This is a genomic window from Alkalispirochaeta americana (assembly GCF_900156105.1).
GTDB lineage: Bacteria > Spirochaetota > Spirochaetia > DSM-27196 > Alkalispirochaetaceae > Alkalispirochaeta > Alkalispirochaeta americana.
Map to the genome: position 1 here is coordinate 96,682 of NZ_FTMS01000001.1, position 15,477 is coordinate 112,158.

A 15,477-nucleotide genomic window follows, 5' to 3' on the forward strand; every position below is an offset into this window, starting at 1 on the left:
CACAGGCTGGTCGGGCGCTTTGGGGCTACACCGGGAAAATCAGCCTGAAAACCTGCCCGGGACACTTCCGGGGGGCTTCCACCGCCCTAAGCCGCTCCCGCAGGGGGCGGAGCATAAGGAAGGCCATTCCGTCGGGGGCAAAGGTGTGGGAAGAGCCGGAGGGGGGCTCGTTGCGGGCAGACACGGCAAGTTCTCCCTGGTGATGGTTGTCCGTGAGGGCGATGCTCAGGGTCAGGCTTGCCCCGTCGATCTCCCTCGATCGCCCCAGGATGGCCAGGACCTCTGTTACCGTAAGGACCAGATCCAGGGCCCGGGCCAAGGGAAGGCAAAAGGCCTCGATCTCCAGCTCCAGAGGCGGCAGGGGAACTCCCAGGGCGACACTCTCGTCGCGAAGGGTCTCAAAAAAGGGTTGTATCGCTCCAAAGAGATCCTTCACCTCCACCTGGGGGGCCGGGGGGCGGGTGCTGAAGAAACGGTAGGCTTGAACCAGCGAACTGATTCGTGCGCAGGTGCGCTCGGCCAGTTCCTGCTCGGAAAAGCTGGAGAACATGGTGACGTGGATCTCCCGCATGCGTCCGATAAAGGCGATCAGCTCCATCGTCGCTGATTCGGAAGCGAGCAGTGTTGCTCCGGAAAAGACTCTGTCCAGGACGATGGTAAGTGAAAAAAGAAGATCTATCTCCGTCGCAGACCATTCCCGCTGGTCGGTGCAGTCATCGAAACCCACAAACCCCCAGAGTTTTCCCTCGGCAAAGATAGGAAGAATGAGGAGCGATTTGATCTTCTGCTCCTCCAGAATGGGACGCTCGGGAGCGGGAAAATCGCAGATATTTCCGAAGACGGGCTTGTTTTCAAGAAACAGATCAAGCCAGCGGCCGTAGCCGGATTCCCGCAGGGGCAGATCCTGGAGTGTCTCGTTGTCGATCTCGCGGGAGACCCCCGATGCTGCCCACTCAAAGCGATGGGACGTACAGACAACGCCCTCCGGGGAGGTGTGATTCTGGAACACGTAGACCCGGTCCACGTGAGCGGCTTCGCCCACTCTTCCCAGAGCTTCGCCGATTGCCCCCTCGGGCAGGGACTCCGACAAGAGTTCCTGATGGGCTTTCAGAACTTTTTCCAAAACAGCGCTCACCCTGTCGCTGGAGCAGGGACGAGATAGTGAAGATTCCACAGGCGGCCTCCCGGAGTGTTATTATTACATCATCTGCAGACCAGCCACGCCTGCAGACCTCCACCGTGCATGAACCCGGCGGATTCCAATATTATACCACGGGTTTCCCTGCACACAACGGCTTTCCCGCCACCACGATGCAAAGATAGGGAACTTCGGGGGAGTTTCGTCCGGCCGTTGCGTTCAGGCCGGTCTTGTCTCATACTTTTTACTGTGCACAAGATTTTTCAACACAGGATTACAACACAGGAATCAACAGAAAGGGTAAAGCTGTTATGAGGGAAAAGGAAAAATATCGGGTATCCGGTCTGCAGACCTTGCGGGGCAGGATGATTTTTCTCTTCGGAGGCGTCTCGGCCCTGTTGCTCCTGCTTATGGGTGCTTTCCTGCTGTGGCAGGGAGGACGCGCCCAACGAAGAACGGTGGACGAACTGGTTCAGGAGATTGTCCTTGCCCGCGCAGCCGAGGCGGGGCGATGGATCGAGGGAAACCGGGAGATCCTGCGCCAGGTCTCGGCGTCGCCCGAGTTTTTTCGGGGAGATTTTGAGGCAGTCACGGACACCCTGATAGCCCGGCATGACCGGCGGCCCGAAGAATACGAGGATTACTTTTTCCTGGATCTTCAGGGCGATTTTGTGGATAGCGCTGCCTACACAGGAAACCTCATGCACCGCGATTACGCCGAGGCCATCCTGAAGAGAGGCGCCTCGTTTTATGTCGACAACGGGCTGGTGAGCTCCACCACGGGAAACGGTATCACCGTGATTGCCCAGGAGGTTCGCGATGATCGCGGTGTGCTCCAGGGCGCGCTGGCTGCGGCGGTCTCCCTGGACGCCATAGTGGAGATGACCCGGGGAATGAACTTTGGAGAGGCTGGCCACGGTGTTATCGTCGATGGGGCCGGCCTGGTGATCGGCCATCCCGATCCGGCGCTGGTTATGAACCTGAATACGCTGGACGCACCGGACTGGCCGGGACTTGAGACGATTGGACGCCGGATTACCGAAGGATCTGCCGGTGCCGGGGATTTCCGGAATCCCCTGGGAGAACGGTATCACGGTATTTTTGCCCCCATCCCGGGTTCAAACAACTGGAGTGTTGCTTTTTTCCTGCCCTATTCCGATATCAACGCTCCCGTATATCGTCTGGCCTGGGTGATCGTTGGAGCGGTGATCCTTGCGCTGGCAGGTGTGGTGATAACCACGGTTCTTGTAGCAGGGCGTATCGCCGCGCCGATCAGAAGCGCTGCCCAAAGGCTGGAGGAGCTTGCCCAGGGCTCCCTTGATTCCGCCGGAGATCCGAAAGCGGCCAGCCGGCCCGACGAGATCGGTGTTCTGGCGCGTGGCCTTGATTCCCTTCAGGAGCGCCTGCGCCAGGTGGTCCTTCAGGTGAAGGGTTCAGCCCGGAAGGTTGCCCACGGAAGCAGCAGCCTTACGACTATCGGCAATCACACTGCCCACGGTGCAGGCGAGATGGCCAGTGCCGCCCAGCAGCTTTCCCAGGGGGCCTCGGAGCAGGCCGCTTCGGTGGAAGAGGTCTCGGCCTCGATAGAGCAGATGACCTCAAATATCCAGCAAAGCGCTGACAACGCCGAGGCAACAGAAAAGATTGCCACCCAGTCGGCGATAAACGCCGAGCAGAGCGGGGCTGCCGTGGGAGAAACGGTCCTGGCCATGAAGCAGATTGCTGAAAAAATCAGCATCATCGAGGATATTGCCCGGGAGACAAACATGCTCTCTCTGAACGCCGCCATCGAGGCGGCCCGGGCGGGTGAACACGGAAAGGGCTTTGCTGTTGTCGCTACGCAGGTACGAAAACTGGCGGAAAACTCCGCTGAAGCGGCCAAGGAGATCAGTGAGCTGAGCATCTCCTCGGTGAAGGTTGCCGAAGGAGCCGGCCGTCTTCTGGAGGAGACCGTTCCCAATATCCGGAAAACCTCGGAGCTGGTGCAGGAGATAAGCGCCTCCAGTCGGGAGATGAGCGTCGGGGCAAAGCAGGTGAACCAGGCAATTCTCCAGCTGGACCAGGTAGTGCAGCAGACTGCAGCCTCTTCCGAGGAAGTTGCCTCGGCAAGCGAGGAGCAAACTTCCAGAACCGGGGAGTTGGCGGCTGCTTCGGAGGGGCTTTTGCAACAGGCCCGCGCGCTGGAGGCGGCGATCTCCTTTTTCAATACCGGTGCTGACGGTGACGACGGCCACGATACTGATACCGATGTCGGGCCGGCCGACAGGCCGGCAAAACCCGACAGGTCCGGGAAAACCGGGATCGCCGAAAAAACAGAACCCCCGAGAACCACTCTCCCGAGACCGGGGGCGGCCGGAGAGAGTGCTTCCGGCAGGGCCTCGTCTTCTGGCCCACTGAGCCCGTCCGGGCCACAAGCTTCACCCCCGGCCGGAAATAAGTCCCGGGAGGTACCCCGGATCACGGGGATAACCCTTCCCCAGGATACAGGCAAGGGGCTGCCCGACGATATCGATCTTGAGTTTGAGGATATGTAGGGGTGTTATATGGCAAAGGTTGAAATGCAGGACCAGGATGGTCTTCGGACGGTTGTGGTTCAGGGCGGTGTGACAATCGGCGATGTGGACGAGCTCTACCAAATCCTTGGCGAAGCTCTGGATCAGAAAGAGGGCACGTTGCTCCGGGTAGATACCCGGGGCGTCACCTTTGCAGAGCTTCCCTTCGTCCAGCTCCTTCTTGCGCTGGTGCGGGAGGCCTCGGCCCGCTCGATCCCGCTCGACTTGACCTCTGCGGCGGGAGCTGTCTTTGAGGAGGCTCTTCATGAGTTGGGGTGCACCCAGTTCTTCCGACCCGCCGGGGAAGGATCATCCCGGCCCGGCGGACAGAGAGAGGACAGAACATAATGGATTTTTCCAGCGAACCCTTTTGTATCGAAACACGGGAGCTTCTGAAAAAGCTCGAGCAGGATCTGGTTACCCTTGAAGAGAATCCCCGGGACGAGGAATTGCTGAATCGGATTTTCCGCAACGTTCATACCATGAAGGGATCGGGGAGTATGTTCGGGTTTGAGAACATATCGGAACAGGCCCACGTCATGGAGAGCGTCTTCGATTCACTCCGCTCGGGGGCGCTCCAGGTAACAAAGGAGATCATCGACGCATCCTTTGAGGGGCTGGATCGGATAGAGGTCATGCTGGACGATCCGGATTGCAGGGCCGACACCGGAAGATGGAGGGATATTCTGGATCTCCTCCCCTCCAGGACAGAGGAGCAGCCCCCCCTGGCGGAGGCTGCCGGGGGATCGGCCTCGCCCGATTCTTCCCGGGGCGGGGCGTTGCAAGACGGGTCGGGCAGGCCCGGTCTGGAAAAGCAGGATCAACGAAAGAGGAAAAAGGGCCCGTTAACGGTCTTTCATATCCGCCTCCGGCCAAAGGAGTCGGCTCTCCAGAGCGGTAATAGCGTGATCCCGCTCTTTCGGGAACTGGCCGAGCTGGGCGAGCTATTGATCTTCGCCAACGATCGTCGTCTTCCTGCCTGGAAGGAGCTGAAACCGACCCACTGCTATATCGACTTCGATATACTCCTTTCCTCCACGGCGGTGAAGGAAACCGTGGAGGAGGTGTTCATCTTTATTGCGGCCCACAGCGCCGTGGAGGTGACGCCCGTGGCCTTTGTGGAGGAAGGGGATGACCCGCCACGGCTGGGTGAGATTCTCCAGAGACGGTGCAATCTCTCGGAAGAGCACGTGGAAAAACTTCTGGAAGAACAGAAAAAAAACAAGCGCCTGGGAGAGCTGGCAATAGAGAAGGGTTACGCACGGGAAAGCGATGTGGCCGTTTCCCTGGAGGCTCAGAACTTTTTCAAGGATCAGCACAAGAAACATCAACAGAAGGTGCAGTCCTCGTCCCTGATGGTTCCCGATCACAAAATAAACAGCGCCGTTAATCTGGTGGGTGAGCTGGTAACGCTCAAGGAACGGCTTCTTCGCCGGGCCTCGGAGCTGAAAGATCCCGCTTTGAACACTATCGCGGAGAACCTGAACTTCCTCACGGGAGATCTCCGCGAGGGGATTATGGAGATGCGTCTGGTGCCGCTCCAGGACACCTTTGTAAGCTTTCGGCGACTGGTGCGGGATATCTCCCAGGATATGGGTAAAAAAGTGGATCTCCAGGTAGAAGGGGGCGACACGGAGCTGGACAAGAATGTGATCGATGTTCTCAAGTCGTCGCTGGTGCACATGATCCGCAATAGTGTCGATCATGGGATTGAATCTCCCGAGGAACGGGTTGCTGCAGGAAAGTCTCCTGTGGGAGAGATCCTGCTCCGGGCCCAGTACGTAGGGTCCCAGGTGCAGATAGAGGTTTGCGACGATGGTCGGGGGATCAATCTGGAGAAGGTTCGGAAAAAAGCTGTCGAGCGGGGTGTTCTTCCTCCCGAGGCGGAGTTGAAAATGGAGGAGGTTCTCTCGATCCTGGCTGCTCCCGGGTTTTCTACGGCCGATCAGGTCTCCTCGGTATCGGGCCGGGGAGTTGGAACCGACGCAGTTCTCACCGAAGTGGAGCGTTTGTCGGGGCAACTGTTCCTGGAGTCCGAGCAGGGCCGGGGGTCTACCTTCACAATCCGTCTGCCCCTCACCCTTGCCATCATTGACAGCCTCCTGGTTCGTCTGGACCGGAAGTTTTTCACCATCCACCTGAACGATGTGAAGGAATGTTTTATCCTTCGCGATGCCCCGGCCCTGCTGGGTCAGGGACAGCAGGTTATAAACCACGAGGGACATCCCTTGCCGCTGGTGAACTTGCGCAGACACATGAAGATGGGAGGAGATGTTCCCGACATCGCCAATGTGGTGGTGGTTGATTCGGGATCACAACGGGCGGGAATCGTGGTTGACCAGATCATGGGGCAAAGTCAGGTGGTGATAAAGCCCCTGAACGGGGCGGTCCGCACCGTTCCCGAGATCAGCGGGTCCACCATCCTGGGAGACGGCAGTATCTCCTTTATTCTGGACGTGCCCCGGATGATCACGGGGCTCTATGCACCCCGGTGAGGTCTGCCGAGCCTGACGAAGGGGGACCGCTGGTGCGGGCTCCTATCCCGGGAGGATCCAGGTTTTCAGGAAGCGCTCTTTCAGGAAGAGCGCTCGCTGGAGCAGGCCTCGTCCATAAACTCGATGATGTGCTCGCTCAATTCGTCCAGGCTCGTTTCCCGTTTCCGGTCTTTCTCGCTGTAGAGGTGGATATCGGCTCCCTGGAAGAGTTCTTCCGGTGACGCCGGGGTTCCGGAGTAGACGCCAATGCTGACGCTGTAGGGAACGGGGGCCTGCCCCTTTCCCCGTTCCAGGGCCTCTTCCAGCCGCCTTCTGGCCTCGGCTGCTCCTGACTGATCGGTCTCGGGCATGACCACGATGAACTCATCCCCTCCATAGCGCGATACAAAGTCTGTTTCACGGACCGATTCTTTCAGAATTGAGGCCAGGTGCTGCAGGACCATGTCGCCGGCAGCGTGCCCCCAGGAATCGTTGATAGCCTTGAACTGATCCAGATCGATCAGGAGGGCCGCCAGGGGAGCCCCTGTTCGCGTGCATCGCCGGATCTCCCGCTCCAGGGTGCGCCCCAGGCTCCGGCGGTTCTGAAGCCCCGTGAGGCAATCCTCCAGGGCAGCCCGGCGGAGGGCTCTGAAATAATAGGCCTTCTCGATTGCGATTGCGGCAAAATCGGCGATTGTGCAGAGCACCTTCATATCCAGGGCGGTGAAGGCCTCGCCGTTGACCTTGTTGATCAGTTCAATTACCCCAAAGACCCGATTCCGCGCAATCAGCGGCACCCCGATGATGCTCTTTGTCTTGAACTTGGTGAGTTCGTCGATGGACGGATCGAAACGGGCATCCCGGGAGACATCCTCGATTATCAGAGGTTGACGGTTATCAGCAATCCAGCCCACGATCCCCGTTCCCGGGGGAAGCCGCTTTCCCCGAAGGGCAGCGACGTTTTCGCCGCCGATCGCTACGGCGAAGACCATCTCCCCGGTTTGATTGTCTTTCAGCAGGAGCGACCAGTTGCGGGGGGCAAAGACGTTGCCAATATGCTTCATTACCTGCTGGAGCGTTGCCTCCAGAGTGGTAGCGGCAGCGATATCCCGGGCCATGTCGGTGAAGAAGCTCAGACGAATGAGGTCTTCCGTGGCGGTATTCTGTGCAGAGACCATGGTTCCTAACTATACCCCCTTTGACGTGTCTGTCCAGAGTAATCCTGTAAAAGAGGAAAAGAATTCAGGAAAATAATTTTATGGGCGATATCCCCGTGGCCCTCGTGGCCCTCGTGGCCCTCGTAGCCCCCTGGGCTTACCGGGCCTTCCCGTGGCCGGTTTGATGAAAGATGATTCTTCCGTTATCCTCGCACCCGAGGAGTCCCTACTGTATGAGTTCAATTCTCCGGGCTGAAAACGAAGCGGACCAAAAGACCGGGGCCGAAGCCTTGTCGCACCAGACCCTGGTTGACCTGAACCTTCACCGGGCGGTGGCCGATATCACAGCCGGCAAAACAGAATACTGCCTGGAACCTCTCTACGCGCTTCCCCTGACCACTCCCGACGAAGTGCTTTTCCGACAGGAGGTATTCCGGGATCTGGAGAACCCCCGGTTGTCCCAGGGACTCAACGCCTTTGCGCGGCAGCTGTGGGCGGTGCGGCGCAACCAGGCCCTGGGCCGGGCGGCCTCGTATCCAAAAGAGCAGCACCGTTGGTACCTGGATTCGGTCACGGACTATTGCGAGGCCCTGAAGGGGCTTGCCCGGACCCTGGCGGAGGCTCCCCTCGTGTCGGCTGGTCTGAAGGGGTTCCGCGACTGGCTTGGTTCGTACCGCGAGAGCGAACCCTTCAGGCAGTTGTCGGCCCGTCAGGAAGCCCTGCAGCAGGAACTGGGAGCTATCAGGTTTTGTATTCTTCTGGACCCTCCCGATATCCAGGTTCGTCCCTGGCAGGAAGAGGAAGAGCTGGAAGGGCCGGTGTACAACCTGTTTGAAAAGTTTCGCCAGGGGACCTCCCGAAACTATCTGAAAGACTATCAGGGTTCGGGAGCGATGAACCACCTGGAAGCGCAGATTCTGGACCGGGTCGCTCTGATGCACCCCGAAACCTTCTCCCGCCTGGAATCGTTTTGTGCATCCGCTCAGGATTGCATCGATCCCGGAATAAAGACCTTCGATCGGGAAATCCAGTTCTATTTGGCCTATCAGGACTATCTGGCCCCCCTGCGGCAGGCGGGGCTTCCCCTCTGTTATCCCCTGGTGTATCCCCTGGTGTATCCCCTGGCGTATCCCCTGGCCGGTGAACCCTCCTCATCCTGCCGGCAGCAGGCCAGTCTGCAAGGGGACCACCAGGCCGGCGACCTGCCCCGGAGCAAGCCGGAAGAGCCGCCACGGATCATCTGTCGGGGTCTCTACGACCCGGTCCTGGCCCGGGAGCTGATCGATCAGGGCATGAAACCCGTGGAAAACGACCTCTCCCTCTCCCCGGAGGAGCAGGTTCTGGTCGTCACCGGTCCGAACCAGGGAGGCAAGACCACCTTTGCCCGGGCCCTGGGACAGCAGTTCCACCTGGCCGCGCTGGGGTGCCCTGTCCCCGGTCGGGAAGCCCGCTTTCCCCTCAGCCCCCGGGTTCTTACCCATTTCGGAAAGGAAGAGAACCTCCAGGAACTTCGCAGCGCCCTGGAGGACGACCTTCACCGTCTGGAAGAGATCCTGGATCAAACACAACCCGGCTCGGTTGTGGTTTTGAACGAGATCTTTTCCTCCACAACTCTGGAAGACGCCCTGGAATTATCGCGCCATGTTCTGGAAGAGCTCCGTGCCCGGCGAGCCCTGACGGTGATGGTCACCTTCCTGGACGATCTGGCAGAGGAGACCCCCGGTCTGGTGAGCCTGGTGGCGGGAATTGATCCTTCCGATCAAGGAAGTCGCACCTTTCGAGTCATCCGTGCCCCCGCAGACGGTCGCTCCTACGCCGCCGCCGTGGCCGCCCGGTACGGACTAACCTACGAGCAACTATGCCAAAGGATAGGATCATGAGAGTCTTTCTCCTTCACAGCCCCCATGACACGCCCACCCCGGCTACCCCGGCTACCTCGGCTACCTCGGCTACCTCGACCACTTCGGCTACCTCGGCCACCCCGGCTACTTCGGCCGCTTTAACTACCTCGGTCACTGCCGGCGGCAGTGCGCCTCCGGGCCACGATGGGCCGGGCCAGACACCCCGGCAGGAAGCACCAAAGCCTCAGAACCTCCGCACGGATGACCTCATGAGCGATCTGGAACTGGAACCGCTCTTGCAGCACATGGCCCAGGGAGATCCCCTCATCCGAAAAACCATGGAGAACCAGCTCCTTCAGAACACCCTCACCCTTGAAACGATCCACTATCGCCAGCAGGTGATGCGCGACACCCTGGAGAACCCCCAGGTGGTCCGCGCCCTCTATGAACAGATCGGAGCAGTGATGGAAGAAGAGGGGCGGCTCTATCAAGGAATCTTCTCCACCCAGCCAGCCTCGGTCCTGCAAAACGCCCTGATGCCCATGGAAGCCTTCACAAACCTGCTGGAAGAACTCTGCCGGACAGCCCGGACCGAGCAGGACCACTTCCGGTCGGAAGGGTTTCGGCACCTCTTCGGAATGCTCCAGGAGGAGCTGCCCCGGGAATACCTGGAAGAGATCCGGTCCATGCTCAAAATCCTGCGGCTGGATCAGGGAACCCTCCTGGGAGCAACCCTGGGGCCGGGAAACAGGTGCACCCGATTCTCCCTCCTGCGGCCCCGGCGGGAACGACGATGGAAAGGGTGGCTTCGCAAGAAAATCCCCTCGCCCTATACATTCTCCCTGGCCGAAGGAGACGAAATAGGCTATCGCATCATCGAAGAAATCAAGAACCGGGGACTCAACAAAGCCTCTCACATTCTCCTGCAATCGGCTGACCATCTCGTGGGATTCCTGGGTCGCCTCCGGGAAGAACTCTCCTTTTATGTGGGAGCCCTGAACCTGCGAGACGCCCTGGAAGCTGGTGGAAACCCCCTCTGCATGCCCCTCTGCGAACCCTGCTCCATACCCCCTGGAAGCGACCCTCCCAAACCGCGGGAACACCGTTTCTCGGGGCTCTACGACCCCGCCCTGGCGGTGCAACTTGCGGAACCTCTGGCGGGAAACGACGCGATCCTCGACGGATCAACCCTGGTAATCGTAACCGGCGCAAATAAGGGGGGGAAATCCACCTTTCTCCGGAGCATTGGCACGGCCCAGCTCATGATGCAATCGGGAATGTTTGTCCCGGCCCAAACCTTCCGGGGCTCTCTCTGTCGCGGCCTGTTTACCCACTACCGGCGGGGAGAGGCCCACACCATGAACAGCGGAAAACTTGACGAAGAACTCCGTCGCATGAGCGAGATCGCCGACGCCCTGGTCCCGGGATCCCTGGTCCTCCTGAACGAAACCTTTGCCGCCACCAACGAGGGGGAAGGTTCCGAGATAGCCCGGGGCGTTGTTCAGGCTCTGGTAGACAGGAACATTACTCTCTTCTTTGTGACGCACCTCTATGGATTGGCAAAAAGCCTTCACGACCAGAACCGACCGGACTGGGTCTTTCTTCGGGCTCACCGGGACGATCAGGGAGGACGAACCTACCAGGTCACACCGGGAGAACCCCTCTCGACCAGCTTCGGAAAAGACCTCTGGCACAACCGCTACCGGGAGCCATCGCCACCCCAGCCGGCAAACCAGCCGGCAAACCAGCCGGCACCCCGGCCCTAGGACTCGCCTTTAGCGCAGGACTCTCCTCCGGGACAGAACTCCTCTCCAAAGACAAAAACCTCCTGGGAATTCCTGCGCCCCTTCAAGTGAAGCGTTGTGGCACGGCCCGTACGGCGCGTCCGCATCTTCCCGTGAGCCTCGCCGGACACAAAAATGCAGCCCCCCGGACAGGAAGCCGATAACCGCGACGCCGTGTTCACCACATCACCCATCACCGTCCAGTCCAGGGAATCGCGGCCCCCCACAGCCCCCACCACACCCGTGCCATGGTGAAGGCCAATACCAAGAGAAAGAACCTCTTCGCGGCCACTATTGAAAACCCCCATCCTTTTCTGGATCTCCCAGGCAGCTCGAAAAGCCTGACCCGGGTTCGGAAAAACCGCCATCACCGCATCGCCCACAAACTTGTCGATATCCCCGTCGAACCGCTGAATCTGATCAACCTGGATATTGAAAATCTCGTTCACCGTGGTAACAACATCAAAGGAATCGCTCTGCTCGGCGTAGCGCGTGAACCCCCGGATATCGGAGAAAAAAATGGACACCTCCTGGCGGTGCGGAGCCGTGGAAAACTCCCCCGTCTTGAGACTCTCCACCATCTGGGCCGTGGACCTGGACACATACTTCTCCACAGCAATCTTCTTGCGAAAAATCCTCACCATCTGGTTAAACCGGTTCCCCAGATGCTCCCACTGGCGACTCCCGCCCAGACGCACCTTGGTGGCATAATCACCCTGGATCACCTGCTCTATGGCCCGGGCGATCCTCCCCACAGGATGAAAATGAAGAAAACTCACCACCCCCGACCAGCAGACAAAAAAAAGCACCCCCGCGCCCGGAGCCAGAACCCGTCCGGGAAACCCCTCACGGAACCCTGGAAAAAAGAAATCAACCCCCGCCGCCACAGCCCCGGCCAGGACGAACCCCGCCAGAACCCACACCCAATGCACCAGGGCAAAAGTAGCACGCCGCCCCGTCTCGCTCGTCCCGGGCAGAAACTTCATGACCCCTCCTCACGAAGATCAAGTCTATCCCCGGGAAGGTGAAAAAACAAAAAATCACCGCACATCGGCATATTCACAAAGCAAACCCCGGGCCTCTCCCGGGCGTGCCCCCGGCCCTTCGGCCGGGGTCGCGTGCTTCGGGGGTCCCGTACGGCCCCTCATCGGGGCCGCACCGCCTGCGGCGCCCCTGCGCCCGCTCACGCATCCCTCCAGGGATGGCCTCTGTCAATCAGTCGCCCATGATCCCCATATCTTCCAGGAACCTGCCAAAACGGAACAACTTCTCGGCATCATATTTTCTGGTGTCGGTGATGACCCACCCCGTGGCTTCTCCCGGTATAGCATCTTCCTTGAGGTCGCCCAGGACTAACCCTCCTGCGCCTTCGGCGCCAAAGCCGATATAGCCCAGGGAGTGGCCCTGGATAGTCAAGGCTCCATCAAGTTCAATCGTCTCCCAGTCTCCATTGTCTTTCGTCGTAATAGTCATGTCAAAACGTCCCCGGAGTGTTACCCCGTCCCCCGGCCGGAACCCGTCCAGATGAATCGCCAGCTTCCCCTCTTCCCGGTTCAGCCACTCCACCAGGACAGCGGAATCCTTTGTTACACTCTCCTTGGAGGGATCTTCCATGAGAGCCTGCGCGCGCTTCACCAGGATGCCTTCGATAAGGTTTCCCGTGCTGCTTACTGCGCGAAGGGCATCGACAATTCCTGACATTTCGTGCCAGGTCCCGTCTTTTCCAAATCGCACCTGTCCCGATCCTCCGCGCGGTTCCTCGCCGTGACCATCCAAAGGAAGTTTGGTGAAAATCAGTTGTGCATCATCAAAAGAGAGGTGCGATATATCACCCTCCAGTCCGGTCTCCAGGGGCGTGCTTGTGGACAGGGTAAGGGATTGCTCTTCATCCGCGATGGAAACCTCCACGGTGATCGTTCCATCCAGTTTAAGGCCCTTCAGGTCTGGAGGAAATCCCTCATCAGGGGTAGTTGGTTTGAACTGGTTAAACTCTATGCTGACGGTGCCTCCATTCTTCAGAATCGTCTTTAGTTCCTCGCCATCGGGGTCCACCGTCACAGACCCTGTGTGCTGTGACATCTCCTCATCCAGCGCCTCGATTACAAAGTGAATCACCCCGATCGTCCCGCCTGCCTTGATATCGGAGATCAGAGACGCCTCTTCAACCCCTTCCGGTGGCGCCGGAACCTCCTGGCGTCGCGGTCCCGAGCTCGAACTGGTTCCCGTATCGCAGGCAACCGCTGTTATCATGGCCGCCAGCACCACTCCCATCACGGCCGCATTTCTGAGGCGCCCCGTCACGCGCCAACCCCTCTTTGTTACCTGGTTCATGACAAACCCTCCTGATATGTATTGGTTCATACACAAAGCCTAGCCCCGGAAAAGCAAAGAGGCGTGCCAAAAACGTAATTGGGACATAATTGGGACCTCTAACGCGCTGAATCGGCCATGATCTGTAGCTGGAAGAGGATCGTCATGACAGGCCTGGGGGGAAGAGGAACGCCGCGCCCGCCCGGAGAAGGGCACGCGCGGTCTCGAGAAAGGGAATCCTCAGGATTGAGGTTTCTTCATCTCCTTGATCTTGATACCCAGGAACGCTACCAGAATAAGCAGGATACCCACGTGGGTAAAGACCATGATGGGCATATACTCCAGGTGGTGATGAATCCGGTGAAGCTCCCGACGAATCTCCCAGGTTCTCCACTCGTCAAGACGCTCCACGGCTGTGATGAGCGCCTCTTCTCCGGTCTGGGGGGGCTGCACCGTTTCGGCAAAGGCAATTCCCGAAGAGAGCAGGACCAGCAAGAGCACAAGAGCTCCAACAAACAGGGTTCGGTTTTTTCCAGGCATAAGGTCGTCCTCCTTGTGACGTTTCCGCATAACGGTAATTGATGTGTCGCAAGCCAATATAGTTCGGCTTAACTAACAATAGTTGTGTACCCTAACTAAGCCGACCCTGTCAAGCCTCGGGGCGAAACATTTTTCCAGACTCCGGGCTCCAGACTCCAGACTCCAGACTCCAGACTCCAGACTCCAGACTCCGGGCTCGGCAGCAGGTGGTGACGACCGATATATTTCCCGCAGGTAAACCCTGACCCGCCTGACTCCCTATCGGTGAATCCCGATTTTGTTTTTGCCCCCCCCCAGGGCCTGCCTGAGATGGTACAGACGGGCCCGTTCCTGATAAACTGTTAGGGAGGTGTACATGGAAGAGCGAAGCCAGGCCTGTTTGGAAAAATATCTCGAATCGTTACCCCCGGAAGATGCGAAAAGGTATACTTCCTTCTGTGCCGACTGTTTTTGTTCGGATGAGTACAACGCAAATTTGTGCGCTGATCTGATTCTTCGCGGAGAAAAGCGGGCAACCTGCTCCATGGACTACTGGTACACCCATGCAGGCGAAGCGTTGCCGGAAGTTGGGAGCCTTCAGGTAGTTACCAATTGGGACGGCGAGCCCCGCTGCATCATAGAGATCACCTCCGTATCGAAGTGTCGATACAACGAAGTTACTGCCGATTTTGCCGAAGAGGAGGGCGAGGGCGATAAAACCCTGGCCTGGTGGAAAAAAGCTCATTGGGATGCTTTTTCGCTTGAATGCAAAGAGGTGGGAATACAGCCCGATGAAGGGATGATGCTCGTTTTGGAACGCTTCAAGGTGGTCTTCCCGGAGCCCCGCTGACCGAGGGGGCATCCCGAAAAAGTCCCGGGATATCGCCAGGTCCGCCTGGTTGTACCGTTAAAACCACCCGGTAAACCCACCTTATTCCGACAGGATTCCCACCATTTTTCGAACCTCTTCCTCGTCCGCAACGTAGACATCGCCGTAATCGAGAACCTGGGTGTTGATGTAGCGCAGCGGATTGGGCGCAACCGTGCGCGTCGAGGCGTGGTATTCCACGGCACCGGTCCTTCGGCGCAGTTCCGCAAGGTTGTTGCTCTTGAGGCCAGCCCCGGGCATTACGCAGATGCGATCCCGCGCGTTCTCCACCAACCGGGCGAGGATGTCTGCCGCATCGGGGGCGCTGCTTTTCCCGCCGGAGGTAAGGATCCGTTCACACCCGCACTGAACGAGGTCTTCCAGGGCTTTAAACAGATCCGGTGTGCCGTCGAAGGCCCGGTTGCAGGTGACCCCCAGGGGATATGCCCACTCAACGATGCGCTTCATCTGCTCTGTATCTATTTCCGCATCGATCGTGGCAACTCCAACAGAGATACCATCGCAACCAAGATCCTTGCAGGCCTCTATATCCTGCCTGATAATCTCGAACTCGTCGTCGTTATAATAGTAATTCCCCGAGCGTGGCCGGATAATGGGATAGAGCTGGATATCAAGGTGTTCCCGGGCTTGCCTGATGGTGCCATAGCTTGGCGTGGTCCCGCCTTCCACGGGGTTATCGCAGAGCTCTATCCGCGCTGCTCCGGCCCGTTGGGCAATTCGACAGGATTCAACGTTAAAAGCACATATCTCAAGCAGGTTGGTAGCAGGCATGGTGTCTCCTCGGTTTCGTTTTGGCCGGACCCGTCAGGGCAT

At 58.7% G+C, this 15,477-nt stretch carries 12 protein-coding genes; 6 read left to right on the forward strand and 6 right to left on the reverse strand.

Annotated features, from left to right (window positions below):
• Positions 1 to 25 precede the first annotated feature (25 nt).
• Positions 26 to 1,174 (reverse strand): GAF domain-containing protein, encoded by a 1,149-nt coding sequence (locus BW950_RS00410; protein WP_083943610.1) that lies wholly within the window; start codon positions 1,172 to 1,174, stop codon positions 26 to 28.
• Positions 1,175 to 1,449: 275 nt separating this feature from the next.
• Between BW950_RS00410 and BW950_RS00415 the strand changes: the two genes are divergently transcribed.
• Genes BW950_RS00415 through BW950_RS00425 form a run of 3 tightly spaced genes read left to right on the forward strand, consistent with a single transcriptional unit; the run spans position 1,450 to position 6,185 of the window.
• Complete coding sequence (locus BW950_RS00415) at positions 1,450 to 3,672, forward strand: methyl-accepting chemotaxis protein (RefSeq protein WP_076487318.1); 2,223 nt, start codon at positions 1,450 to 1,452, stop codon at positions 3,670 to 3,672.
• Between the two features lie 9 nt (positions 3,673 to 3,681).
• Positions 3,682 to 4,038, forward strand: coding sequence for an STAS domain-containing protein (locus BW950_RS00420; RefSeq protein WP_076487319.1), 357 nt, complete (start codon positions 3,682 to 3,684; stop codon positions 4,036 to 4,038).
• The gene (locus BW950_RS00425; protein ID WP_076487320.1) at positions 4,038 to 6,185 is read left to right on the forward strand and encodes a chemotaxis protein CheA; all 2,148 of its coding nucleotides are present in this window, start codon (positions 4,038 to 4,040) and stop codon (positions 6,183 to 6,185) included. Before BW950_RS00420 ends, BW950_RS00425 begins: the two co-directional genes overlap by 1 nt.
• Before the next feature lie 80 nt (positions 6,186 to 6,265).
• Here the strand turns inward: BW950_RS00425 and BW950_RS00430 are convergent, their stop codons facing one another.
• Positions 6,266 to 7,342 carry a GGDEF domain-containing protein gene (locus BW950_RS00430; RefSeq protein WP_076487321.1) on the reverse strand — a complete coding sequence of 359 codons (1,077 nt, stop codon included), beginning with the start codon at positions 7,340 to 7,342 and terminating at the stop codon, positions 6,266 to 6,268.
• 212 nt (positions 7,343 to 7,554) lie between these two features.
• Here BW950_RS00430 and BW950_RS00435 point away from each other — a divergent pair, with 212 nt between their 5' ends.
• Both BW950_RS00435 and BW950_RS00440 read left to right on the forward strand, forming a co-directional pair.
• Positions 7,555 to 9,201, forward strand: a complete 1,647-nt coding sequence (locus tag BW950_RS00435; protein ID WP_076487322.1) for a MutS-related protein — start codon at positions 7,555 to 7,557, stop codon at positions 9,199 to 9,201.
• On the forward strand, positions 9,198 to 10,928 hold the full coding sequence (locus tag BW950_RS00440) for a MutS-related protein (RefSeq protein ID WP_159438692.1): 1,731 nt from the start codon (positions 9,198 to 9,200) through the stop codon (positions 10,926 to 10,928). The genes BW950_RS00435 and BW950_RS00440 overlap by 4 nt, the downstream gene beginning before the upstream one ends.
• Here BW950_RS00440 and BW950_RS00445 read toward each other — a convergent pair.
• The 3 genes from BW950_RS00445 to BW950_RS00455 form a co-directional block, all read right to left on the reverse strand.
• The gene (locus BW950_RS00445) at positions 10,925 to 11,932 is read right to left on the reverse strand and encodes an adenylate/guanylate cyclase domain-containing protein (protein ID WP_076487323.1); all 1,008 of its coding nucleotides are present in this window, start codon (positions 11,930 to 11,932) and stop codon (positions 10,925 to 10,927) included. The genes BW950_RS00440 and BW950_RS00445 overlap by 4 nt on opposite strands.
• A gap of 229 nt (positions 11,933 to 12,161) precedes the next feature.
• Positions 12,162 to 13,277: a hypothetical protein gene (locus BW950_RS00450; protein WP_076487324.1), complete on the reverse strand. Its 1,116-nt coding sequence runs from the start codon at positions 13,275 to 13,277 to the stop codon at positions 12,162 to 12,164.
• A gap of 219 nt (positions 13,278 to 13,496) precedes the next feature.
• Entirely contained in the window at positions 13,497 to 13,796 is a 300-nt protein-coding gene (locus BW950_RS00455; RefSeq protein ID WP_076487325.1) for a hypothetical protein, read from the reverse strand.
• 355 nt (positions 13,797 to 14,151) lie between these two features.
• On the opposite strand from BW950_RS00455, the gene BW950_RS00460 reads away from it, so the two are divergent.
• Positions 14,152 to 14,625, forward strand: a complete 474-nt coding sequence (locus BW950_RS00460) for an ASCH domain-containing protein (RefSeq protein ID WP_076487326.1) — start codon at positions 14,152 to 14,154, stop codon at positions 14,623 to 14,625.
• 81 nt (positions 14,626 to 14,706) lie between these two features.
• Here BW950_RS00460 and BW950_RS00465 read toward each other — a convergent pair whose 3' ends face one another.
• Positions 14,707 to 15,435, reverse strand: a complete 729-nt coding sequence (locus tag BW950_RS00465) for a copper homeostasis protein CutC (protein WP_076487327.1) — start codon at positions 15,433 to 15,435, stop codon at positions 14,707 to 14,709.
• Positions 15,436 to 15,477 lie beyond the last annotated feature (42 nt).

What these genes read in the sequence shown, in the direction of transcription:
- BW950_RS00430 (WP_076487321.1), bottom strand. Translation starts at nt 7,342, where the DNA reads ATGGTCTCTGCACAGAATACCGCCACGGAAGACCTCATTCGTCTGAGC.
- BW950_RS00425 (WP_076487320.1), top strand. Translation starts at nt 4,038, where the DNA reads ATGGATTTTTCCAGCGAACCCTTTTGTATCGAAACACGGGAGCTTCTG.
- BW950_RS00450 (WP_076487324.1), bottom strand. Translation starts at nt 13,277, where the DNA reads ATGAACCAGGTAACAAAGAGGGGTTGGCGCGTGACGGGGCGCCTCAGA.
- BW950_RS00460 (WP_076487326.1), top strand. Translation starts at nt 14,152, where the DNA reads ATGGAAGAGCGAAGCCAGGCCTGTTTGGAAAAATATCTCGAATCGTTA.
- BW950_RS00435 (WP_076487322.1), top strand. Translation starts at nt 7,555, where the DNA reads ATGAGTTCAATTCTCCGGGCTGAAAACGAAGCGGACCAAAAGACCGGG.
- BW950_RS00420 (WP_076487319.1), top strand. Translation starts at nt 3,682, where the DNA reads ATGGCAAAGGTTGAAATGCAGGACCAGGATGGTCTTCGGACGGTTGTG.
- BW950_RS00415 (WP_076487318.1), top strand. Translation starts at nt 1,450, where the DNA reads ATGAGGGAAAAGGAAAAATATCGGGTATCCGGTCTGCAGACCTTGCGG.
- BW950_RS00440 (WP_159438692.1), top strand. Translation starts at nt 9,198, where the DNA reads ATGAGAGTCTTTCTCCTTCACAGCCCCCATGACACGCCCACCCCGGCT.
- BW950_RS00465 (WP_076487327.1), bottom strand. Translation starts at nt 15,435, where the DNA reads ATGCCTGCTACCAACCTGCTTGAGATATGTGCTTTTAACGTTGAATCC.
- BW950_RS00445 (WP_076487323.1), bottom strand. Translation starts at nt 11,932, where the DNA reads ATGAAGTTTCTGCCCGGGACGAGCGAGACGGGGCGGCGTGCTACTTTT.
- BW950_RS00455 (WP_076487325.1), bottom strand. Translation starts at nt 13,796, where the DNA reads ATGCCTGGAAAAAACCGAACCCTGTTTGTTGGAGCTCTTGTGCTCTTG.